This window comes from Aliinostoc maniaoense (assembly GCF_058172895.1).
Map to the genome: position 1 here is coordinate 3779563 of NZ_CP187952.1, position 24934 is coordinate 3804496.

The 24934-nt window shown below is 38.3% G+C and carries 17 protein-coding genes, 1 pseudogene and 1 CRISPR repeat array; of the genes and pseudogenes, 1 reads left to right on the top strand and 17 read right to left on the bottom strand.

Annotated elements, in window-relative coordinates:
* Positions 1–325: 325 nt before the first annotated feature.
* The 10 genes from ltrA to ACPZ3T_RS16535 all read right to left on the bottom strand — a co-directional run bounded on the left by ltrA (position 326) and on the right by ACPZ3T_RS16535 (position 12814).
* Positions 326–2095 (bottom strand): group II intron reverse transcriptase/maturase, encoded by a 1770-nt coding sequence (ltrA, locus tag ACPZ3T_RS16490; protein WP_490270564.1) that lies wholly within the window; start codon positions 2093–2095, stop codon positions 326–328.
* A gap of 586 nt (positions 2096–2681) precedes the next feature.
* Positions 2682–3378: direct repeats of the CRISPR family, unit length 37 nt; unit sequence GTTTCAGTCCCCTTGCGGGGTAATGGTTTGTGGAAAC.
* Between the two features lie 221 nt (positions 3379–3599).
* Positions 3600–3893 carry a CRISPR-associated endonuclease Cas2 gene (cas2, locus tag ACPZ3T_RS16495; RefSeq protein ID WP_490270565.1) on the bottom strand — a complete coding sequence of 98 codons (294 nt, stop codon included), beginning with the start codon at positions 3891–3893 and terminating at the stop codon, positions 3600–3602.
* Between the two features lie 21 nt (positions 3894–3914).
* Entirely contained in the window at positions 3915–4892 is a 978-nt protein-coding gene (cas1d, locus tag ACPZ3T_RS16500; RefSeq protein WP_490270566.1) for a type I-D CRISPR-associated endonuclease Cas1d, read from the bottom strand.
* Positions 4893–4925: 33 nt separating this feature from the next.
* A complete protein-coding gene (gene cas4 / locus ACPZ3T_RS16505) occupies positions 4926–5528 on the bottom strand; it encodes a CRISPR-associated protein Cas4 (protein ID WP_490270567.1) in 603 nt (200 codons plus the stop codon).
* Positions 5521–6570, bottom strand: a complete 1050-nt coding sequence (gene cas6, locus ACPZ3T_RS16510) for a CRISPR system precrRNA processing endoribonuclease RAMP protein Cas6 (RefSeq protein WP_490270568.1) — start codon at positions 6568–6570, stop codon at positions 5521–5523. Before cas6 ends, cas4 begins: the two co-directional genes overlap by 8 nt.
* On the bottom strand, positions 6548–7300 hold the full coding sequence (locus ACPZ3T_RS16515) for a hypothetical protein (protein ID WP_490270569.1): 753 nt from the start codon (positions 7298–7300) through the stop codon (positions 6548–6550). Before ACPZ3T_RS16515 ends, cas6 begins: the two co-directional genes overlap by 23 nt.
* Entirely contained in the window at positions 7281–8243 is a 963-nt protein-coding gene (locus tag ACPZ3T_RS16520; protein WP_490270570.1) for a DevR family CRISPR-associated autoregulator, read from the bottom strand. Before ACPZ3T_RS16520 ends, ACPZ3T_RS16515 begins: the two co-directional genes overlap by 20 nt.
* Positions 8236–10047 carry a hypothetical protein gene (locus tag ACPZ3T_RS16525; RefSeq protein ID WP_490270571.1) on the bottom strand — a complete coding sequence of 604 codons (1812 nt, stop codon included), beginning with the start codon at positions 10045–10047 and terminating at the stop codon, positions 8236–8238. The genes ACPZ3T_RS16520 and ACPZ3T_RS16525 overlap by 8 nt, the downstream gene beginning before the upstream one ends.
* A gap of 125 nt (positions 10048–10172) precedes the next feature.
* A complete protein-coding gene (cas3, locus tag ACPZ3T_RS16530; RefSeq protein WP_490270572.1) occupies positions 10173–12200 on the bottom strand; it encodes a CRISPR-associated helicase Cas3' in 2028 nt (675 codons plus the stop codon).
* 2 nt (positions 12201–12202) lie between these two features.
* Entirely contained in the window at positions 12203–12814 is a 612-nt protein-coding gene (locus ACPZ3T_RS16535) for a DEAD/DEAH box helicase (protein ID WP_490270573.1), read from the bottom strand.
* 122 nt (positions 12815–12936) lie between these two features.
* On the opposite strand from ACPZ3T_RS16535, the pseudogene ACPZ3T_RS16540 reads away from it, so the two are divergent.
* Positions 12937–13566 (top strand): annotated as a pseudogene (locus tag ACPZ3T_RS16540) (Uma2 family endonuclease).
* 50 nt (positions 13567–13616) lie between these two features.
* Here ACPZ3T_RS16540 and ACPZ3T_RS16545 read toward each other — a convergent pair.
* The 7 genes from ACPZ3T_RS16545 to ACPZ3T_RS16575 are packed head-to-tail and all read right to left on the bottom strand — an operon-like array spanning position 13617 to position 24897.
* On the bottom strand, positions 13617–14750 hold the full coding sequence (locus ACPZ3T_RS16545) for a putative CRISPR-associated protein (protein WP_490270574.1): 1134 nt from the start codon (positions 14748–14750) through the stop codon (positions 13617–13619).
* Between the two features lie 32 nt (positions 14751–14782).
* Positions 14783–16048: a TIGR02221 family CRISPR-associated protein gene (gene csx2 / locus ACPZ3T_RS16550; RefSeq protein WP_490270575.1), complete on the bottom strand. Its 1266-nt coding sequence runs from the start codon at positions 16046–16048 to the stop codon at positions 14783–14785.
* Between the two features lie 23 nt (positions 16049–16071).
* Entirely contained in the window at positions 16072–18558 is a 2487-nt protein-coding gene (locus ACPZ3T_RS16555) for a TIGR03986 family type III CRISPR-associated RAMP protein (RefSeq protein WP_490270576.1), read from the bottom strand.
* A 44-nt stretch (positions 18559–18602) separates the two neighbouring features.
* Positions 18603–19157, bottom strand: coding sequence for a type III-D CRISPR-associated protein Csx19 (csx19, locus tag ACPZ3T_RS16560; protein ID WP_490270577.1), 555 nt, complete (start codon positions 19155–19157; stop codon positions 18603–18605).
* Positions 19158–19159: 2 nt separating this feature from the next.
* On the bottom strand, positions 19160–20656 hold the full coding sequence (locus tag ACPZ3T_RS16565; protein ID WP_490270578.1) for an RAMP superfamily CRISPR-associated protein: 1497 nt from the start codon (positions 20654–20656) through the stop codon (positions 19160–19162).
* 7 nt (positions 20657–20663) lie between these two features.
* The gene (locus tag ACPZ3T_RS16570) at positions 20664–23168 is read right to left on the bottom strand and encodes an RAMP superfamily CRISPR-associated protein (protein ID WP_490270579.1); all 2505 of its coding nucleotides are present in this window, start codon (positions 23166–23168) and stop codon (positions 20664–20666) included.
* On the bottom strand, positions 23161–24897 hold the full coding sequence (locus ACPZ3T_RS16575; protein WP_490270580.1) for a Cas10/Cmr2 second palm domain-containing protein: 1737 nt from the start codon (positions 24895–24897) through the stop codon (positions 23161–23163). The genes ACPZ3T_RS16570 and ACPZ3T_RS16575 overlap by 8 nt, the downstream gene beginning before the upstream one ends.
* Positions 24898–24934 lie beyond the last annotated feature (37 nt).

Consider the following 24934-nt stretch of genomic DNA (forward strand, 5'->3'; position numbering starts at 1 on the left):
CAGAACGGCGAGTTTTAGTCCCCTTGCGGGGTAATGGTTTGTGGAAACACCTGTTTTTAGTTGATTGAGTCGCAATCTAGCACGTTTCAGTCCCCTTGCGGGGTAATGGTTTGTGGAAACTTGACTTAATAAGCTAGCAAACATATTAATAAGATATTGTTTCAGTCCCCTTGCGGGGTAATGGTTTGTGGAAACGACGTAACTTTAGTAGATACAGCAACCAACCTAAAGTTTAGAGGGTAGGGCAGGGATGTTGCAATCCCCTTCCCCCCGACAAACCGGACAAGCAAGTTACCCTGCATCCGGCTTTAGCAAACCCGAACGCTTACCAAAGACTAAATACCTCGTCTTCAGATTCATCTAATAATCCTACTGAGTGTATCGGTGGATGAAAGCAATTTTGTGTTGGCACAAACACCTCATCTTCAGACTTGCGCCCTACTGAGTGTATTTGTTGGTGACAGTAGAAATGCACCAACTCTAAATTAGAGTAGCTATCATTACCGCCAGCAGCACAAGGGATTTTATGGTGTTTATGTAGCGACTCATTGTTAAACAGAGACTCGCCACAAATAGGACACTTATACCCTTGTCTTCGGGCTAACTTTTGGTAACTGGGAATCAAACAGCGAGATTGATTCTTGCGTCGATGCTCCCAGTAAACACGTAACTGTTGGTCATCAGGAGAAGCATCCCCTTTCACCAAAGTATGCCGTTTGATATTAAACCAACTAAACTTGAGTAGATATTGACCAGAACGTTTGTCCCCAAACACCCAATAGTCATTTCTATCCAAGTTAAAGTTCCCCCAATAGCGAGGAATGCGCCAATGAGAGCTTTTATTTGGGTGCATTCTCTTGGCGTACCGTTGCTGTCGCACATACATCCATCTGTCTAACTTGGCGAATATATGTGAGGAAACAACTGTCCGATAGTAATTAGCAACACCGCGAATTATCGGGTTGAGCTTACCTATGAGATAATTGACATTCTGGCTTTTATTCTCTAGCCAAACTTGCCGAATCTGGTCTCGGACATCTTGCAAAGATTTCTTGCTGGGCTTGATTAATACTTTCCGTCCCGTTAAGGTATTTTTGTCTTGATACCATCTGATGTTAAACCCCAGAAAATCAAATCCCACAGTTAGATGTACTATTTGGGTTTTGGACTCTGATAAAGCCAACCCTTTAGTTTTCATCCAGTCGGACAAGATATCAACCACCCTGTGGGCATCCTCTTGAGTTTTGCAGAAAACTACCAAATCATCAGCGTAGCGTACCAGACCACGATGTCCGATTTTATGACCGTGTTTATCGTATCTGATACCCAATGCTGCTTCCATACCATGCAATGCAATATTTGCGAGTAGTGGGGAAATGATTCCACCTTGGGGTACGCCCATTTCTGTATCGTAAAACACGCCCTTGTCTACATATCCCGCTTTTAACCACTGGTGTATTAACTGCCGTGCGGGGAAGTTCCCAATGGCTTGCATGAGCGGTGCATGGGCGATGTTATCAAAGCAACCTTCAATGTCGGCATCAACCACCCAACTAGTAGTGGAGTTGGCTTTTGACATTGTGTGTACTCTTTCTATCGCGTCATGTACACCTCTGCCGGGGCGGAAACCGTAAGATGTTCTCTCGAATTGTGCTTCCCAACTTGGTTCTAAGGCGTTTAATACTATTGCCTGAAGACATCTGTCGATGATGCAGGGAATACCGAGGGGGCGTTGTTTGCCGTTGGATTTGCGGATGTATACCCGCTTCACTGGTAATGCTTTCCACGGTAAGCGCATGGCGAGAATATCTACCAATGTTGCCCTAGCGTGTGGTGTCAGTACCAGTAATTTGTCCACACCTGCTGTTTTCTTGCCTTGATTTAATTGCGTTACTCGTCGCACGGAAAGTATAATGTTGGAGTAACTCCTCATGAGTAACTTTTGAAGATTGCGTACCCTCTTAAAGTTACCGTCTTTGGTTGCCTTGAATATTCTTTGTCTGAGTCGCCTGACTACGCGGTAGGCATTTTTCCAGTTAATGCTGTTCCAGTCCGTAGTCCTGTCGGTTACATTCACAATCGTTGATTGCACCATAACTTTTCCCGCACAGTTCGGTTTCCTATTACTCTGATTTCAAGGGATTCACTCGCTACACGTCTGCACCCTTTCAGGTCGGTTTAGTTAAACCTATCTGCGCGGTTATGGTTTCCCGTTGCCTTTCGGCTTCACAGCTTTCGCTTTTTGTAGCATCTTACTCCCACTGGAGAGTTCAGTCGGGATTACTCCCTGCTTTACTGACCGCATCGTTTCTAGTTGTCAGACTCCATTGGGGTTTCTTCATATCACACATGAAAGACACAACCACTGCGCGTTCCTTCTATACACCGGGGGCGTTTTGATGTCTTATATTCTGAGGACAGGGCAGAATATCTCACCCCTTTTACTGTTTCAGCCGTTTCAGTATTTCCGCTTCACGATGCCTCGTCAAAGGTTCACTCTCGTTAACCCGTCAGTGGTTTTACCTTGGCGTTACCTCCACTTTTCGGCTTGCAGATTTTACGCTTTCCCCTCTAGCTCTGAGACACCGCAGTTACCCGCAATGCCCCTTCGGGTAGGTACTGGTTTAGACATTAACCAGGAGTATTTCTCAGATACTCACTCTCATGAGCGACTGATAGTCGCACCAGTCCCCTTGCGGGGTAATGGTTTGTGGAAACTACTTTAAAATGCAGCAACTCAAGCAATACCACTTTGTTTCAGTCCCCTTGCGGGGTAATGGTTTGTGGAAACGCAATGATTCAATTATTACGCACATTCTTTGAATTGGTTTCAGTCCCCTTGCGGGGTAATGGTTTGTGGAAACACGCCAAGCACCGCTACCAGTTGCCGCAGCGTAAAGTTTCAGTCCCCTTGCGGGGTAATGGTTTGTGGAAACTTCTCGACGTTCTATTAACACGATTTGAGACAGATAGTTTCAGTCCCCTTGCGGGGTAATGGTTTGTGGAAACGTAGGTAACGGGCATATCTGGCGATTCCATTGACGGGTTTCAGTCCCCTTGCGGGGTAATGGTTTGTGGAAACTTCTCAACGTCGAAGTATGGGTATAAAACCTTGGGTGGTTTCAGTCCCCTTGCGGGGTAATGGTTTGTGGAAACCCAAACAACGGCAGAGCTATATACCAGTTAACAGAAAAGTTTCAGTCCCCTTGCGGGGTAATGGTTTGTGGAAACTGAGTTTGTTATGGAGTGTAAGACCTTATCACCAAATGTTTCAGTCCCCTTGCGGGGTAATGGTTTGTGGAAACTGGTTAAATACCACGAGAGCATCGGTATAGTTGTACGTTTCAGTCCCCTTGCGGGGTAATGGTTTGTGGAAACTGCTCGGTGCTGAAACTATTACAGAGCAAGCTTCCTGGGAAGCATTTTGACGAGTCTCAAAATCAGGTCGATTTCAGCCCATCTTATTGCAAGTAATTTGCAACTTCCCTAATTATCAAAACGCTGTAATTATTATGTTGTCAAGGTTCTGGCGTTTTTGACGAATCCCCCAGGGTTTTTGACCCCGCTTCGACTTGTCAAACATCAAGCTAATACACTAATTATAAGACGATTACTTGTTCTTGTCGAGGTGTTTCCGAACCGTATGTAATAGTTCTTTTCACTGCCCCTGCATCAAGCACGTATATTCGTACAGCATCTTCATCGGGCTTGATTAATTTTTCTACTTTTGTTTGCAGTGTAGCAAATTGAACTGATGTTAGAAAACACTCAAATACACTGTATTGCGTCCATTTGCCATATCCAGAGAGCATTTTATGCAATCGAGTCCGACGTTTATTTGCCGCTTTATTATCTGGCAAGTCGTAAATAATTAGATAAAACAGCGTAGTCATGATATAAGTGGGCAATAATTTTTATCGCAAAGCTAAAGCTTTGTATGGAACACCTTCTTGCAAATGCCGACTTAGCAAACGGGCTTGTAGTTCTATGGCTCGGCGGTAAGTACATCGATACCCGAAAACAGGATGCTTAAACTCATCATTCATTTTGCGCTCAAAGGCTTGCAAAAATGATTTTTTGGCAGGTTCTTTAAGCCGATAAGCACCCAAACTTTCACAAAAATCCTGCGGTTGTATTTCACGTTTATGCAATACTGTTAGCACTACATTATCGGCTATTAAAGCACGAAATTCTTCCATTAGATCGAGTACCATTGCAGGCTGACCATGATGTACTTCGTGTAGGTATCCTATATATGGATCTAAACCAGCAACATGAACCGCAGCAGTTACTTGAACTCGTAGTAGACCATAACCAAAACTCAGTAAAGAGTTCACTGGGTCAGTAGGTGGACGGCGGTTTCTGCCTGTAAAAGTCCACTCTTTTCCTACCATATTCGGCCAACAAGCAAAATATTCTCTTGCGGCTAACCCTTCAATCCCCCTGACCTGATCTATAGTTTTCTGACTTTTAACTTGGCTTTTACGTTCCTTAAGCGGATTATCCCGTTGATTATTACGGTACAAAACCTGATACTGATTGTGAATTTTAGCTGCTACAATCGTTTGAACTAATTCCAAACGACGCACAGGATCATGGTAAAGCTCGTACTGAGCTAGCCGTAGTTGACCATTACGCGAATAACCAGGAAGTGCAGAGCCAAGGTATTTACCAAAGTGAGAAAGATAATGCACTGGCATCCCCAGTTCTAAGGCATACACCAAAGCATCCCCTGTAACTTGGGGATTACCCATGAGGACAACTTGCTCTACAGTTTGTGCGGGGACACTTTGTTTTTTCCAAGAACCGTCTTCTTGTTTGAGAGCAATATTGAAAGCTTCATAGTTCTTGCTCAAAACAGCATCAGCTTGAGTTACGTATAGTATTGGCATTTTAGATTTTTGAGTGTGAGTAAGTAGATAAATTTACAAATCGTCGTTTGCAGTTATTGTTGATTTTTGTAACTGCCTGACTTCAAAAGGCAGACAAATTCCCTGTAAACTGCATGATTGGCATTTCTTAACGTGATCAATCGGTGCAGGCATAGCTCTGTAGGCAGCAAGTTGAGCTAGTGCGATCGCTTGCTCAGTCATTTGCCGCAGTTCGGGTGTCATTGCTACAGTCTGTCTGCGGCGGTTGGCATGATAAAATATTTCTCCATAAGTAATACTGCGTCCAGTGCGTTCTTCTAAACACAAAGCAGCTGCACACAATTGAAAATGATCGTTAAGGTGCTGTGCCATCTTGCCTTTCTTGTATTCCACTGGCACAAGTTGACCGTCGCATTCTTCCACAGCATCAATAATACCTGCTACTTTTAGGCGATCGCTCCACACCCATTGTTGTTGATGAATTAGTGTTTCTCCCTCTTGGAATGTTGTTTCTTCATTCACATTTCGGTGTATGTGGCGACCCAGTATAATGTGTTCGTTGTCTTCCATCTCACCCAGAACGTATTCCAGGTAAAATCTACGTGGGCAATATTCCCAGGCATTGAGGTATGCCAGGGGTAAGTAATCTTCACTCATATAAATTTTGAATTTTGAATTTTGAATTTTGAATTGGTATTACCTGTCCCATCCCCATCGCTGTTTTACGTCCTACACCAGCGAAGCTAGCAAAATGGGCTAATACCGTGGCAATTCTCGCTTGTTCTGAATCGAAAAACCTATACTTTACCCAACCTTCAGCCCCAATTTCTGCACCAGCTTCTAACTTTAGAGCATAGGTTTTCATCTCAAAAGCCGAAGCTTGAGCATTCCATTCTACAGAAGGAAACTTCACTTCTGGAGGGGCAAAAGCATTCCAACGTCGCAACAAGCTACCGAACACTAATTCTGGCAAGGGGAAAGGTTGTATCTTGCCAGCTTGCTTAAAGCTGGTAGGAGAAAGAAATTTTAATTCAATGGGATTTTGAGTTGGTAGCTGGGCTAGTTCTGTAAAGCTACTGGCTTGTGAAATATCTATTGATTTCCCCAAGCGGCAAGGCACACCTGCCAACATGATTTCACTACCTAAATTAATGTGTAATCCCCAAAGTAAAGGTGCTAACAGTTCTTGTCGGAGCAGTGTAATTCTCAACTGCATCTTTTTAGGGGTAAGATATCGTATTCCAAGCGTAAAGGGTACATTCTCTTGCTGATGTAAATGTTGGGCTAAATCAGCATCAGTATTCGCAAACCATTGAAAGCACTGAGCATGAATAGCTCTGCCTAATGTTGAGGGTAAAGGAGCAGTGGCTAGCAGGGAAATATGAATTACGTGCAGCGTATTAGTATTTACTTCTACTCCTACCATTTCGTAGAGTTTTTGCTGCCATTCTAGATAGTTGTTATTATTTATACGCTGGCAAATTTGCTCCATGAGATTTGGATACAACACCAAATCTGGTAGTATAGGCATGATTTTTGTAACACCATCATGAGTTTTTAAAGGAATCCACACTGGTGCAGGCTGAAATTCTGATAACCAAGACACCAGTGCGGTAGCATTGCTAACTAAAGTTTCTGTGGGCTTGAGAACTAAATTTAGCCCAGTCAAAACAGCTTCACTGTCTTTGGTAAATGTCATAACGGGAGCTGCTAGAAATAAGTTGCACAGGTAAAAAACCAGGCTTGATGACTCGGTCTTTATCTAGTTGTGCTTTATCAGTGGAATAGGGATTAATGCGATTAAAAGTAGTTTTTTCACCCAAGTCATCCATTGGCTGTACTGTAAAACCAGTAGTCAGATTTGGTTGAAATAAAGGCTCAGGAGTTTGTTGGTTGTATTGGGGCAAGTGTTGAAAAAAACACCCTCGCTTACCAAAGTAATTTATGAGTGAAAATAGTTCCTCCAATTGCGTCAAGCGATCGCATCTACCACAACAAATTTGTAGATGACCTTGCATATACACCCATTCTCGAAACACAAAACCATCTTGCATTGGTAACGTACTGCGATTTTTATCGGCCTTATCAGCAGTTTGGTCATAATAACGCAGTTTATAACCGTTGCGATTGACCACCAATTTTTCTGGAGGCCAAATATAAATAGTTAAATCTCGAATCCAAGTGAACTGATTTTTCATCCACTGCTGTAAATCATCTTGGTGATATCTACCTTGGCTTTCCAACAATACTTTCAACAATGCCATTTTGATAGCATAGGGCGTTGGTACGAGATTAGACTTAGCTGCCATACTGGTAGCATCAGAGCGTTTGAGCGAGAACAGGCTAACTGGCTGGTAAGTAACAGTCAGCCATTGGTTAGTATTTTCCAGAGGGAGAGAGTTAGTTGATTTATTCGATCGCTTCGGCATTGTCACTCTCCCAAGGTTGCGATCGCTCTATTAAAGTCTGAATTTGTGCGGCAAACTGAGCAATATTATCGAATTGAAAGCAGAGTATTGTCTCTGCACCATTAATATTATTTAGAGTACCAGCCAAACTGTGAATCTGACTGCTGTAGGTTGCATCCAAAGGACTAATCATTGGTGCAGGACAACGGCGGGTACTAACTGTAATCACACCTTCAAAATTGTCAGGATGAGGTAAGTTAGTATTGCGTTTTGCTCCGTTGGGTTGCAGGTAGGTATACAAAACACTTTTGAGCAAAGCATCTAACCTTTTTTTCCGTTCAGCAATATCAATGCCGTATTTAAAGGTATGGGGATTGTAGCCAATGCGAAACGCTTCAATGTTTAAAACCGTCGCATATAACCCAGAACTAAGCTGTACATTATAGGGTGTAGGGTTATCTGTGCCGTACTTAGCATGAAAGTAACTTTGAGTTTTCACTAAAGTCGGTAAACCAACAACTGCTCCAAACTCAATCACAGACTCTCGTTTTAAAGTTTGTCCACCCTTGACTGTTACCATGAATCCTTCCAAGTCGCTCATAGTACAGCGTTGAATCACCTTGTTGGTTTTGGCTGCTAAATCAGTGTCAGCATCTGTGAAAACTGGTAATCCCTTTTCTAAATCATAACCAACGCGATCTGGATGAAATTGTTTCCCACCTTCAGACAAAGTCAGATTATCTTGAATAGTAATCCGGTGTAGGTGTTCTGCTTGAATATGCTTGAGCATATCACCAGAAACTCCATTGACATACTCAGGTTCATCCATGTGTTTTTGGATAATATAATAGCGACGAGTTAGAGTTTGATTGCCCTCGTTACCTTCATTATTTAACGCATGAAGTTGCCAAGATAATGAGCCACTAATAGAAATTGAATAAACTGGAAATTGATTATTAGTCATCGTTTGATTCTCCTAATGTAGTATCGTCTAAATTGTCCATATCTTCTTTGTCTTGTGAACCATCATCTTTAGCTGGTATCCAACGGGCATAACCATAGGCAATTAAGAGGTTAGCAACTAAAACCGTGTCGTGTTTTTCCACTAATTCAACTAATTGGTCTAAGTCTTCTTTAGTTGTCCAAACTCGTTTTAGGGGTTTACCTTTTTGTTGCAATTGCTCTAATAGCCGTAAATTTTCTGCTTCATATTTAGCTAGAAAATCAGCAATTTCAGCCAAAAATTCTTTTTTCGAGCCAGATTGACTACTTAATCGCTGTGCTAATCCGTATGTACGCTGCCATTCGAGTTCCTTCAGTCCTTCCTTAGTTTGGACTTTACCTGCATAGACAGTTGCTTGGTTAATTGCTTTGGCAATGCGGAGAAAGCTGGGGTTTTGAGTAATTTTGGTAAACTCTAAATCCTTTTTGGTCATTGTATTTAGCCCTGTGACAGAAAATAAACGTGGGGGTTTTGCTTTGGCATCTGCTAGCCGCTTAACAACGTAATCTGCATAACTAACTTGAAATCGAAAGAACTGAAGCAAACTGATTCCCGTGATAAAGTCTCGATAAGCAGCTAACAGTTCACTATGGCCTTCCTCTGCTGATAAGGTACTAATTACTAACAGATGTTCTTGCAAAACTCTCTGATAATCTGTCAATTCTTGAGAATTTTCTGGACGAATCCACCCTGGAAGACCTAAACTAAAAACTTCTTTGACTCCATACACTTGGCTTTTAGAACCAAAGTGAGTGCCAATAAAGCTTTTAATAAAATGATTGATGGGTTTCCAAATATCAAATTCATCTAGTTCTGCATCAGCTTGAGAAGAGTGATTTTTGAGGAGTTCTTGGCAAAATCGCAAAACTAACTCTGCGTCGAATCGAGCAATACCATGTCCGCCAGAAGGTGGGTTATATTTGCGTAGTTGGTCTAGCACTTGTCGATATTTACTCAATTGAATATCTTGCGGTTCTAAAACAACTAATCTCCAGTCAAAAACACGGTCAGCAATTTTAATTCGTTCTGCTACACCAAAGCTGAATAAACCACCTGCAATCAACCATAGACTTAACCAATCTGCTTTTTGCGAATCTACTTTATTAGTATCTGCCTTAACACGGTTAACCCCTTGTACAGAAGTCGGTAAGTAGATTTTGACCGCACTGGCTGTTTGGGGCAATTTACAGCCAGTAGCTTGACTAAATAATTCCTGACAACGGTTGGTTTGTGCATTGAGTTCAGAGTTAGTTTCTTCGCTAAATGCTTGAATGAGCGCAACCAGTAAAGCCCCATAGTGATCCTTAAATTGCCATCCCAATTGCCACAATTCGTTATGATTGCGATCGTGGCGCATAGATGTCAGAATTACACCGTTTTGGGTACTGGCATGAGGTGGTTTAGGTGCATCTTCACTCCATTCAGTTTTACCCCTTTGCTGAAATACGTATTCTCGGTAAAGTTTTCGTTTTTCGTTCTCCTCCACTGTATTAAAAACTTCGGTTTCCTGGGGAATTTTGCTAACGTCTGTTTTTTGACCCTTCACCGGTGGAAAAGGGTTGGTATATCTAAGTTTGGCTATGGGTTCTAAATTGACAGCCTGTTTTAATTGGATGCGGTAGCGTGTGCCTTCATCCACAAGCTGAATCTCACTTTTTTGTTTTGTTTCCCTTAAGGCATACTCGACAAGTTGCACCAAACCCAGCAACAGAAATGTATCAGCATAATTCCCGTATTTTTTGGTAACAAATAGATTCTCTATCATCTAGCGCATGACCGATGAGAGTTGTAAATTGAATAATATTCTATACCCCATTGGAAGAGTACTATTCCAACACGGAATTACACCTCATCCCGCCAAAACAACGAACTAATAAGCTGTTGAAGATTCTAAAATTGTACTGAACGCTGGTCGCACAATCTTAAGGCTCTGACTACCAGTAGATAAAGTTGCAAATATTCAATTTGGTCAGTAGTAAATCTATTCAGGTCAAAGTTTGTTTTAAGAGGGTAAATATTCTTACTTAGGGTTACTGATGATAAAGGTAGGGTCAAGGGTAGATGGCGTACCATTGTTTTCCAACTGCGAGCGATCGCCTCTGGTGCTTGAGGGTGTAATTCTATACTTTTTTTCGTATCTGGTTTTTCCCATCCCGCAGCCCAAGCTGAATGATGACGACCTGCGGCTAACATAACTGTATGCCGAATGTATTGAATTTGTTCGCTATTGGCAGAGAAATCATCACGTAGGAGCGGGACTAAGGATTGATTCAGAATATCTTGGGCGAGATATGCACTTTCAACGGCGTGGTTAGGGCGTTTATATTTCTTTTCATAGTTCTTGAGTGCAGCTTTTTGCTCATTCGATTCTGGATTGTAGTCAGTGTGAGCTAATAAATGGCCTTTGGGGTCTTTGGCATGGAATGAAGCATGAGCGATCGCTTGCCATCCCCGCATGACTTCCTGCCATTTAATTTGCAGTTTCCCTAAATCGTGGGTGAAAATAGCTAACAATACCAGTAATTCAAACAGTGTTTCTGCTTCTTGCTCTTGTATTTGGGGAAATATTTTATTTTTAATTAATTGCCCACCTGCTTTTAAAAGCTCGTCTCTGACGCTATTGTAAACAGTGTCTATAGATTGACCGTTTTTTAAGCGCGTAGTTGTAAATGGCTTGCGCCAACAAGTCCACATACAGCCTAAATGACCAACGTAGGTATCCATGTGATAGCGATATTCATTTTTGGTCAGGCGTTGTGATTTCTTGGGTGATACAAATCCATTACCAAACTCATTCATGCCAATTAGTAAACCAATGTGTTCGTCATAGTAGACATAGCGAGGGTTAACTAAAATTTGGATACTACTAACCAATGCTGCACGGGAAGTTATTTTAGTACAAGCAGGTAGGCTATAGGTTTCAGTTTTATTTTGTGGTAACTCAATTTTTTGGAAAATCCAATCTAAACCAAAGCCTGAATTTTCAAATTCTCGCCAAACTTTACACAGTGTAGTGATAGGAACAGAAAAAGCAAGTAATTCTCGCGGATTAATGATTTCTTCTTCAAAATCAATTAGTGGTGTTTGTTCCCAGACAAATAAACTGCGGTTATCTACTGAGCGAATTAATTGACTACCAGCAGACTGATCCCCTCGAAAATATGCAGCTTCAAAATGCTGCTCAAACTGCATCTTGTTATTTTGTCGGCGTTGTTCTTGCAATAGGTCTTCTGCTGTGTGGACTTGATTAATCCATTCCTCTTCAGTCCTAAATCCTACATTTTGATTAACTTGGGCTGATTGAGTGTGTGTCTCTAAAACTTGCCATGTCAGTTCACAAGTTTCTTTGGAATATGGCAAAAAACTTGGCTTTTTATCCGCAGATTCTGCTGATTCTAAATCTGCATTTGCTAATGCAGCAGACCCTTGATTAACTTCTACAGTGCGATAAACAAACACTTGCCCTTGTTCACTCCGAAACCGAGCGCAACGTCCTGCCCTTTGCAGAAGCGAGTTCATTGGGCAAAGTTGAGTGTGCATCACTTCGCAGGTGATGTTGATTCCGGCTTCAATTACTTGGGTAGAAATCAAGACGTAGCAATTACCGTCATCTTGCCAGTTTTGGGCAAATATTTCTTTGAGGTGAGTTTCTTTTTGGGCGCGGTGTTCTGGTAGAAATCTAGAGTGTAGGAGTGTAATATGTAATCTGCCGCCGTGGTTGAGTTCCTCTAAATCCCTGAATAACCCCTGAGCTTGAGAAACAGTGTTACAGATGACTATGACTCGTTTACGCTGATGAGCTTGAATATCATCTAGGATTATACCAGCGTTCAGGGGATGAGACATGGCTTCAAAGGTACGGCAGCGATCGCCTTCTATCATCTGTAAGTCTGCATCTTCAATTTGAATAATTTCCATGATTAATCAATCAAGTCTTTGATTTGGGTGGCAAGTTCATTTGTAAGCGTGGCGGTCATCAGTAAGAATGGTGCAATACCTTTGACTTGTTGCAATACTTTGAGAACGGTAGCGAAAGAACGGTCTGGGTCAAGCAGATGTAATTCATCAAACACTAGGTATGAGGCGAAAATTGCTCCTGAGTTAACATTGGCAGAACCACGACCAACTGAGTAAGGGATATTTAAGAAGCTGCTTAACATCTGGTCAATGGTACAAAAAACAATATCACCTTCAAACCTTGGATCTTCTGGGTTTTCTCCTGTTTGTAGGGTAACTACCAAAGAACGAGATGATGGATAAGCTTTTTTCCAATTGTCAACTAATGTTTCAGTACGTTGGCGCAGACTATTGGCTAAAGTTCGCAAGGGTACAACGTAGATGAGTTTATTGGGGAAGTCAAGATTGAGGTGTTTGGCGAAAAGAAAAGGTGCGATCGCTGTTTCGGTTTTACCTGATCCTGTGGGTGCGCGCAGCAGGATATTTTGCTGGTTGAGGAGTTTTGCGATCGCTTCTCGTTGAAAGTTGCGTGGGGGGAAGCTCGTTAGGGTTTGGAAATATTCATCAATCATCATTGATAGAATAAATTAGGATAAATTGTGATATTGGTCAGTCATCAGTTGTAGGTTTTAAAAATCTACTTGATTTTCACTGATTACTGACTGCTATTGATAGCTCACTGATACTGCGAGGAATTATGCTGTTAACTGAACGTCGCGCTGACCGGGTAGTTCTCCATAATATCAGTTGGCAACAATTTGAGAATTTATTAGTAGATTTAGGTGAAAGCCGAGCAGCTAGGATTGCTTACGATGATGGCACATTAGAGATTATGACTCCATTACCAGAACACGAATATTACAAAGAAATAATTGGTGACATCATCAAAGATACGGCAGAAGTTTTAGAGCTAGATTATGAGTGTTACGGTTCAACTACCTGGAAGCGAGAACTTAAAAAAGCCGGGATAGAATCTGATAACTGTTTTTATTTTCAAAATGAGGCATTAATTCGAGGCAAGCTCAAGTTTGATTTAAATCAAGACCCACCTCCTGATTTAGCTTTAGAAATTGATGTCACCAGTAAATCATTAGATAGGTTTCCTATCTATGCTCGGTTAGGTGTACCTGAAATTTGGTGTTATGACGCTGGAGAAATCAAAATTTACCAATTGCAAGGTGAGGAATATATTCAAGCAGAAACAAGTTTAGTATTTCCTAATTTGAATATTCAGTAAATTCCTTCACTCATTGAAAGATACCGCATGGCAGGAAGGCGGGTTTTTCGGCAAGCAATCAGGGAATGGGTAAGGGTACAGATGGGTTAGATATTAGAAATTCAGAATGTGGGAGTCAAGGATGTGATCGCTATTTGTTTTTATTTGAACTCGTAATAGCTATCAGAATCTACACGCATAAAAGGTGAATATACTCTACGCTCACTATCAGGATTAACTTTAACTTTACTAGCATAGTTTCCACCTTCTTGATCTTCACGAATTGCTCTCCAAACTAACAAACGCCAACCTTCCACAGATACTAAATAACGATCTGTTGTTCTACCTCTTTTAAGCCAATATAATCCATTTCCTACATTAATATGTTTTGCTGATTCCAGAGACTCTGTAGATTTAGCGACTCGTAACAAATAATTAATAGGATCACAGTCATCTAATTTTGCGATATTATCAAAGCAATCACTGATAGCCTTTTGAGACAAAAATGGAACTAAAACTGAAGGTTTACGCATTTCTTCCAGGAAGAGAAAACCTACAGCAGAAATAGTTACTTGTTTATTGGAAAACTCAACTAGAGGTTCTAAAAGCTGTCTTTCTGTATAATGAACTCTTTCTTCCCATTCTGTTTGAGAAATTTCTGCGTCACGCTCTATTTTTTCAAATAAATCTTTATAGATTTCAAATTGCGATCGCTTAAATTCTACAGGAAGTGGTGGTAATTCCAGCAATGTGGTTGACTGTTCAAAAATATAATCACATTTCATTCCTTTCACCATACCTAACAATACTGTGTAAGGAACTAAGGCTTTATATCCTCCTGTGGGATTGAGGATAATATTACTAGCATCATAACTATCAACTTCTTTGAGAATACGTTTGACAAAGTTAATAACACCTTCTTTTCTAAAAAGTTCAGCATCTACAACTTGAAGTCCTGGAATTGGTTCTGCTTTTGCATATATATCAGTCCAGTAATGTTTTAGATATTTTTCAACTGCAAGAGCGCAGCAATACCCATCATCTGTACTTGAAGCAAGCAAAATTACTCTGTCTTCATTGGTAATACCAATTCTCACAACCGAGTGAATTTCTGCTGATAGAGTATTCTTCAAATTTTCTCCTTCAGGAGTAATTTCACGAAAGGTAGAAAATACTTGTTCCGCAGCATCTTCTACACTATCTTGTTCCTTAACCCAATTGATTAATTCTTTTGGATTCTTTTTTAAAGATTTTGCAGCACTTGTTCCTACAGAACAGATAATTGTTTTTACCATGTCAAAACCGCCTAAAAATTATTTTGATTTACCTAAATATTTACTCGCTCTGGTAGTAGTTCTTGACCCAGCTTTTGTAATAGGGGGTAGAGTGATACAGCTTTTTCCTTGAGTCTGAATGCAGGTTGAGGATTAAGATTCATCCCTACATGAGCGATATCATTACGTAGTTGAGTCATTTGATTCCAAACTGTAACAAGTTCATCTGCTTGTGATAATGTAGTAAATTTATCATCACAACGACTAGGAGTAATGGGACGAGGATCTTTTTTGGTCTTCTCCACAGCATTGTTGATAGCATTTTCCACATACTTGCGTCCGTTGTGGTTATCAAACATCAATTCACCAAACCGTAACACCAATACAGAAATTAACCATTCACGCGCTAGGGTAACAGCTTGTACTACTCGATCTCGTTTAATGTACCACTCAATCATTTGCAGTTGTAACCATAAATTTTCTGCTAATGCTGCTTGATCCGTTGGATCTTCTAAAGCAAATTGTCCATACTCTTTTACAACTCTTTCTGACAATAATGAGAATGGTTTAGCACGTTCAGCAAAACTTGGTGCAGCTTGTTTTAATATTTCTTCTAACCTCGTAGCTGATTGCATAGTTTCAATTGGTCGAGTGAGGTTTAAAGCTAATGAAATAGTTTCAATAGTGTTAGCAGTTCTTTCTAACTGACTTCTCAAAGGTCTACTAGCAGGATTATCCCGAAGTTCAATATTCGACGGAATAGCAGTTCTGAGTAAATTAGCAAGTGCTTGTCCATCTCCTATTTCTACAAAACGTTCTGTAGCTGTTAACCAATCAATCATAGACACAAATTCTGATAAATCAATTACAGGTGCAGGTATACCAGTTTTGAAATTTCCTAGTTCTAATGCACCATAATAAATGGCATCAATAGTAACGTTTTTAGCAGCTTTCAGGTAAGCAGCGAATAAGAATACAAGAAAAGGTAAAGAGCGTAGTCCATGAGTTATATCAAAAATCACATGATCATTTTCACCAACTTGATCAGCTATTATTTTAAATGTTTGCCACATTTCTTCAGTGTTCCTACCAGTTGGAATATCAATTGGCTTAATGCGTGAATCTCCCAAAGCTTCTAAAACAGGCCAAGTATTTTCTTTTGCTCTTTCTGTAACACAGACTAACATTGTGTCATATTCACAAAATTGTCGTAAAGCCTCCGCAAAAACTCCTCCAATATACTCATTTCTGTTATGAGTGTAGGTAGTTTGTAGTGCGCCGCGATCGCCTAAAAATGTGATGATATTAATTTTGCTCATTATTTTTCTTCCTTGAATTTTTACTAAGGTAATAAGGGTAAACCAGTTTCATTCCAAAGTTCGGGTAACGAAACTTTCGGACCACCTGTGTTTCCTGTACGTTCATTTTCAACAAACCATTCAAACGCCTTACCTTCGGGATGAGCAGGTACAGGGTTTTGTCCTGGTTGTAGACGTTTTCTAGGATAATGAACAGGTTTGTTATCATTAAACCCTTGACATCCACAACAAAACGCTTGAATAAAACGTACTTCTTCAAAAGATTTACCATTACCATAAACTTCAGTTACGGCATTTTTAAAGATTTCTATTGATGCTTCTGCTTCCCTTCGTGATGAATTAGAACTTGAGATTAAAGAAGAATAGAACTCACGCCAATTTTCACCTTTACGTAAATCGGTTTCATCCCAATGAATAGTTAATTCTACACTGCCAAAACCTAAAGGTTTTCCACCTCCTAAACGATGATAATGATTTTCAGGAAGAGACAATAACCAAAGCAGTGCGCCAAGTTCAACCTTTGAAAGGTTAGTCACATCAATATTAAAACTAAAGGTAGTATTAGGTTTTACCCAAGCTTTAATAGAACGATTTTGATCATCTATTTGTTCTACATTATTGTTTTTGGGTCTACGATATTCTTGGAAATGTCCTCCTTGTTCTATTTGTGTTCTCTCATCAGTTGGATTATTCCAGTGTTGTGCAGGTAAATTATTATGGTGAGGATAAACCTTACGTCCTCTTAAACCATGATCACTTTGATAAGTATCTTCTTTTGCTATTCCTTTATCAAGTGGTGTTCCTTTGTTGTCTTTAGCAATGTAAAATCTTGCTTGTTGCGGTTTTGGTTCTCCCAGGATAGCAAGAGGAAAACCATCATCTCCGAATGATTCTATAGGATCATCTGAATTGCATTCTACGGAATTAATTCGTAAGTTTCCTTTATAAGAATTAATTCGCATATTTTCTTGACTAGCAGTATTATTAGTTGGATTTTGATTAACCCAACCAAATACTCTATCTGCGGGAGAAAGCTGATCTATGTTACTAGCTGGTCTAAGTTCTTGTGGTAATAAACTTAGAGGGTCTACTGTAAATAATTCTCTCGCAATAATTACTGGATATAATCCTAATATTTCATACTGATCATTATTTTTTCTGATCCTTGCATAACAAAGAGTACCTGGATCTAAGTTGCGTTCATGTGTTGCTAGATTATAACCTGTTCCTTTGATGTGACGTGACCATACAGAATTATTTAAAGCGGGTGGGCTGTCTTTATGCTTTTTGCAAATTTCATCGTTATGAATTTCTTGGTAATTAGTAATTAAATTTTCCCACTGCTTTTCTATTTTTCGTGAATCATCCGTAGATAAAACTTGAATAATTTGACTTCCATTATTAAAAAATACTCTTTCATCATGTTTTCTGTCGATATTGGAATTACTAATACAAACAAAACCACGAATCTTTTCTATCACCCCTAAAGATTGATGACTAGATTGCTTATCTCTTGGCTCGGTTGTAGGAGTTGGATCGGGTTCATCTCCTAGTCTTTCTCCTAAAATGACTATTTTACGTACACGCCAATATTGAAAATCTGCTATATGTTTATTGCGATTTCTATCCCATCTGAAATGTTGAATTTTTTCAATCCAAGCTTCTACTTCTTGTTGGTGTTCAGGTAGTTGACCATTCGGATATTTAATAGCATTTCGAGCAATTTCGCCTCTCCAATATCGAGGTAGCCATGCTGCATACATTAAGTTAGGGCTGGGAGTTCCATCATTTTGAATATTGGATGTACCAGGTAACAAATGAATTAATTTATTGCCGTTTTTATCTCTTTCAATACGAGCCGGAATCATTTGTATACCAAGATTGGTAGGCATCCGAAAGGCTAAACGATCTTCATGTTTAACAAATACTGATAACCGAGAATTAGTTACTGCTTCATAATTTGATCGCAACATTCCTTTAATTGAAGTTGGTGGTAAATATGGTTTACCATCTGCATCTAGTCGAATGGGATAAATTTTGTGATCTGTTCCTCTTGCGTTTGCTGCGTCAGGAATAAGTAAAGGTGTAACAGTCGTTAAGGTAACGGAAATTCTACCACTCCAATGATTATCTAAATAAGAATCATGTCCACAAGGATTTCTATCTCCTAACTCACCTTCTATATTACGTGGAAGTGCAGGAACAAAGTTATAGGGGTTGTGAAAGTCTCCTGGTGGTCTATTATTTCTAGGTGAACTATTAGATGAACGAGTTGGTTGTGGTGGTGTTGTCACTTCTCTTTTAGATGTAGAAATAGTAGATTGAGTAGATGCAAAAGCCTTACCTTTTTCGCGGATCTGTTTTGGTTGTCCACTAATTTCTTCTAGTTCGACTTCTAAACCATTGAGTTTTGAGATTTCTGTTTTCTTAATTTCTAATAAATCTGCCGATAATACAGAATCAGTTACCATACAACTACTAAATGCACCTTTACTATTAGTAAATTGCAATTGAATTTTTCCATTTTTAGCAACAATTAATTTTCCTGTTAACATTATTCCACCACTAATTTTGTTAATCTTTCTTCCACTACTGAAACATTGCCATTGTCATCAGTTACTTGTAGATATTCAACGGCTTTTAAATAAACTCTTTGATTAGCAGTTAAACCTCTCACTGGAACATCTATAGAACCGATACGAGCAGTAGATAGTTTTGCCCATTCTGAAGTTGATTCAGTGCTTGCTTTTTTACCCCATAAAATATATTGTCGGGGAATTATATCTAATATTTCCATTAGAGAAACACACTCATCTAAATAGTCACAAATATCTTTTTCTGAAATCAAAACTGCTTTACCTTTACCGTTCGATTCATTCAACCAACGTAATTCATAATTTTGGTTAAATGCTCGTAGTTCAAAAAGTTTATCAAGGGGTATAATCTCATTTTTAGCATTAGTCAAATCTCCATTTTCTTGAACTTTAGCAAATTGACAGCACGTAGGAGAGTAAATAATTGCCACTGCATTAGAAAGTGCTGATGCACATTTTTCTAAGGCTGATTTGAGAGTGATATTAGTAGTTGTGCATCTTCCGTATAAAGTCATAGTTATTTACCCTCCTTATTTTGTGTATCAATCCATTGTTTCCAATGGTTATTTAAGGTTTCTAAAAATTTACAATCTAAATCATTTAAACTACCATTTTCTAGAGTTACATTTGTAAATTTATCTAAATCAGATTCTAAATTATCACCCTTAATCACAATGCTGTTAACCTTAATTGAACCCATACCTCTATTTGTTCCATATCCTAAAGGAATACGACCATCTACTAAATCACGTAAACATAACAAAAGTAGAGAAATAGCAAATAATTTATTGTCAGAGATACGATCAATATCTAAAGTCAGACATATAGGTTTCCAGCTTATTTTCATCAATTCTAAATTGCTGTACAACATACCATCAGCAGCACCTCCAGTCCATCTATCTACTGCTACATGAAAAGCTTGCTGAACGTTTTGCAGTCTAGCATTATCTAGTGCTATTCTGAGGTCTTTTTCATTAGTAGCAGCTTCTATATTTCCCCAAGCTGAAGGAGTTATAGGTATATTGGCATAACAATCATCAATAAAAAGTGAACCAATTCCTTTTTTAGTTTCCTTCTTAGCTTTTGCTCTTGTACCAAATAATTCATTAACTAAAGGAACTTCAATTTGATCCAAAAAATCTACATTTCTGTTAATTAAAGAGGGACAAACAGTTCTAATAATGCGTTCTGCTTGAAACCGGAAAGCACCTTTAATTGAACTACCTGGTAACACAAATGTTAGGCTGCGATCAATAGCACTGACTAAAGGTAGAATATCAACAGCAATACCATTACCTTCGGCTTTGACCATTAATGGACTTTGTGGTTGCCAATTAATTTCAAATGTCAGCTTTTTTCTTTGAGAAGTAATAATACTACTTTGCAAAAAGATAGCTGAATTAATTATTTCATCCTTACCCTGTAAAGCTTTTAATATACCGTCACGTTGACTTAAATTAGATTCACGGATACTAAAATTAAATAACTGAACTTTACCTAATCCTCTGGTTTTGGCTGCACCTAAACGAATTTCTCCTTTTTCTAAAGCTTTAATCAAAGAAGCAAAGCTATTCTTATATTCTGTTGCTTCTTCTGAAGATTCAAAAGGTACTTCTAAGGTCATATTTAATGGTATTTTACAACCTTTAGGCAGTATTGCACGGTCATATTTTGCTTTTTCTGCGGCTGTACCCCATTCTCTATTAATACCTACACCATCTCTAATTTCAGTGTTTACACCCTGAATAGGTGCATCTTCCACAAGAATAAAACTAGCTTGACCCTCAGCATCTTTTTCTTGATAACCCCATACACTATTTGCTTTCTGAACATCTTCTATCCAACCACGAAAAGCCCCTGCTAAACTTGTTCCAGGAATATAATATTGACCTTGACCATTAACAGCTAAAGGCAAATCTATTTGAGGATTACCACCAATTCCACCTACATGAATAGGGGTTTGAGCAATTAACTGACCACTAACTTTAATCCGAGATGATATTTTACGTGCCATGTAATTTTTATCCTACTTTTTGAATGTTTTTCTGTTGGTTTTCAAGTTCACGTTTATGAGCGCGGATACAAGCATCTATTAAAATTTGTACTGCTTCTGACCACAATTCTTGTTTAAGTCTTTCCTCCCCTGTTTTAGTGAGAGTAAATTCAGCAAATCCTTTTGTATGTCCTAACTCGGTTAATCCTGATAATAAATGTTGCCAAATTTCTGTGGAATTGGTGATTAATTGATTAAGTTGCTCTAAACTACTGCTTGGCCATTTATCAGCACGATTTTTAGTTTCTTTTAAATGTTGAATCCATCTTCTTATACTTTCATTTTCTGATGATTCAATACGGTTTATAACTGAGCGTAAACTTCCTAATTGACTCATAGGAGGTTTACTTTCTGTGTTTTCAATTTTGATGTCTAAAATGCTAGAGCGATATTTCGATGCTAAAACTAAGGATACTCGATGAATAATTTCTCTCCATGCGGCTGTTTCAAGAATACGAGCATAATTAATAATATCTTGCTCATCTTCAAGATCGTGATTTGAATTGTTAGTGGGATTTTCTGATTGATTTTGTTTTGTTTTTTGTTCTATTTCTGAAGTTTTTATTACTAAAATTGGTTCATTAAAACAAATTTGTCCATAACCTTCTGCTCTGCGTTCACCTATACCTCTTGATTGAATTTGAGTTAATAATTTCTGCTCAAGTGTTCCTTCTGTGATTTCAAAAACAACACAAGTTCCCGCAGCTAGTCCAACTAAAGAAGGTCGAGGTAATCCCCAGCGTACTTGCCAAGAATCTATCCGATGTGTTCTCGCTATAAATGAGAGTTTTTTATCTTCAGAAGATTTGATATCAAGTTTCACATCCAAATGATTTTCTAACTCTTTTTTGAGACAATTAATATCAGTTGTTAGTCGTAATCTTTCATCTCGTAACAATACATCAGAAAGTAACCAGACTGTTAACTCATTTAACTCATTATTAATAATTGCTGGTTTTTGATGTTCCGATTCTTGATTGGTTAAAATCTCTAAAGTTATATCACCATAATCATCTTTTTTTGATTGTCCAATTCGATAATCACCGCTTAAAGATTTGCACCAATCTTTTTTGTGTTTATCTATGACATCTGCTATAGATTTCCTCAGCTTCAATTTAGCTTGTAGTTTAGTTCCTGGTTGAATAGCTTCATAACTATAAATACCTCCTCCTGAATTTTTGGTAGGACTTTGAGCTTTATCATCAACAGTATTATGAGTCCCCACAATCATTTTGATTGTTTCATGCTTAGGTAAAATTGTTCCATCTGTAGAGTCAATATACCCTGAACGATAACCTTTTAATTGTCGTCCTTCTGGTTCGTCTTCATAAAAGCGGTTATAAATCTTGCCACCTTTATCTAATCCACCTGCTAACTTTTCATGAAAAAGTGCTAGGGGAACAGGTTTTCCTTGCTGTCCATTCACTTCTAATGTAGCGTTAGTAACTATGATATCACCATGAGCGATCGCACTACCTAAATCTACATCTAAACCACTTAATTTTTTAATAATTATTCTTAGTAAATGAGTACCAGGAATATAATCAAGTGTCTCAACTACGTTACCTACAGTGCGTTTAGAAATAATCAGAGGAGATTTTGTAGTAATTCCTAAGTTAACTTCTACCCATTCTTCATTTACAAGCTCGTTTACATATCCTGTATTTTTTGTATCTTCTTTTTCTGATACATTATCAATTGATGGTACTTGTGGTTGAGGATGTTTTGAAATCCAATCAATATAAGATTTTATATCCTCACCTTTAATTTCTAATTCACACTTTCCTGCTCCTCTGCGACGTTTACCACCTAGACGTTCTACAAATTTAGTACCAGCAACTAATAACGCATGAGCAGTCTTTTGTTGCTCTTTATTTGTTGGTAAATTTAATTCACATTTAGCCTCTAGTACAGCACCACCTCTAACTACTTCTTCAAATCTCAAAAAGTCTTCTTTAGCACAACCAGATTCAGCATCTATACTAATTCCTGGTTTTACAAAAGTTAGAGCATTTTTCACACTGGGTTTATTCTTTAAAACTTTTCTTAAAGAATCTGAAAAATATGCTGCACGTATAGATAAAGCCGCAGGAAGAGGTTCTTTTTCTATTGCTTCTGTTGCTAAAGCAGGTTGTTCACCAAATAAATAATTTACCCACTGTTGCCAAACACCGTTTTCAGCACCATTGTCTAAACCAAAAGCTACTAACTCACAAGCATCTCGTAAAATACCTGTCAGAGTTTTAGCTGGTATATAAGGAAGTCCATCTTGATCTTTTTGTACTAAACTGTCAATATCTCCTGGTATTCCTGCACCAGAACCTATGTGCCAATCACTGGTAAGCTTAATTTTGATGGTCAGTTTTCTACTTGGTTGTTCAGACTTTGCAGTATTTGACCGATTCAGTGTCATATTAGTTGTATTTTGAGATTGATTTTTCTGAGTTTGTTTTTGTTTATTCTTTTTAGGCATGATTTTTATCCTCTACATTTAAAAATTCGGCTGCATCTATAGCGTCTAATAGTCCAGTAATATCAATTACTGAATCTGGTGGCTCTTTTTCAAAAAGAGAATGAGAATCTTGACTACCTGCTAAAGTGGTAATATTTTGATCATGATAACGATCTCTAATTAAACGATATCGCGCATCAGCAACTTCTTTACCTAAAAATAATCCTGCTTTTAAGTCGTGGATTTGACTATTAGGTAATTTTCTTTTACCACCATCATTTTTATCTTTAGCTACAAGAACTTTAATTTTTGCTTCTAATTTAGAAATTTGATGAAATTTAGCCCATTCCGAACCCTTTGCTTTTGTGAGATCATCTTCACAAGTGACTACATAAGGACGATTATGTAATTTTTGGTTTTCGCTTTCTAGCTTGCTACGAATAGTCTTGAAATCAACACTACTAGAATCATAAAGGATATGAAAATCAAAAGCAGAACAAGGATAAGGTTTATCTGTTTCTGGATGTTTAACTTTTTTCTTGACTTCTTTGGCAGATTGCATCAGTTTTTCTGCTAATTCATAAGCCACTGAAAAGGGAAATTTTGGTTTAATAATTGCTATACCCGCACAAGCAGAAAGACGAGGAACACCTAATGCTTTTTCTGCAATTTCTGGAATGATGCCATCTAAATGTTCTTGGGATTGACTCTTTGTTTCTTTTTCAAAAGCTGTTAGGAATTTTTTTGTAAATTCAATAGCAATTTTACCATCACAGACTACAGTTAAATCATCACCTCCTAAAACTAATGGTATGATTGTTACTAATTTTTTATCGGTAGCTTTAAAAGCATCAAGGGCAGAAATAAAAGCTTTTTCTGTACAAATATCTAATGCGATAGAAAACTTTCTCAGTTTTTCTACATAGTTTCTATTAGCTTCAGCACAATTTTGATGCTCATTTTTTATATGCTTTTCAAAATCTAGAAATATTTCTCCTAAGCCATTACCATCAGCATGAATAACAGATAACCATGTTCCTTCATTTTCCAAATAGTCAATTAATTGACGAGTGCTATTAGGGAAATTAATTTCAGGTTTTTCTTTTTTTAGTAATTCTCTAATCCGTTTCAGACCTTCTTCGCTAGAATCTCTTTTACTGCAACTGACTACAGACCTAACTACAGTTTCTCCTTCAGTGTTATCTATTTGAGAAGCAGGTAAACCACTTGTAGAACATTCATCTATTATTGGTAAACGCAAAAATCTTAAATTGGGGGCAGGTCTTTGAGAGCGAACTGTTGCAAATTTCTGATGTATTTTCCGGTTGATTTCTCCCAAACTATTGTTATCCCAATCGAATTGATGAATAACACCACAAATATCTAAACCTGGTGCTTCTTTGACAGCTAAGTGAGTAACATACTGTATAATTTCTTTAGCAATTTCTTTTTGTGTTGTTAGTAAAAGAGCTTTTCCCGAAGTTGCTACAATTACTTCAACTTTAATATTATCGTTTGTGTCAATAGGTGGATTTAATTTTTTGGTATCCAAAAGTTTATCTCTCAGTTCCTCTCCATTTTTGAAAAGACCCAAAAGTTTTGTAGATTTATTTACTTTATCCACAGCTTCTAATACCCAAGTTGTACCAGCACGATAGGTCAACTCAGAAGCACCAATGTTTTCCTTTAGCTTGTTGGTTGAAAAAATGTAGTTTTGATTCCCAGATGTTTCAATAAGTACCAAATACATAATCTATTTCTCAATATTGCAGTTCACAAAAACTTTT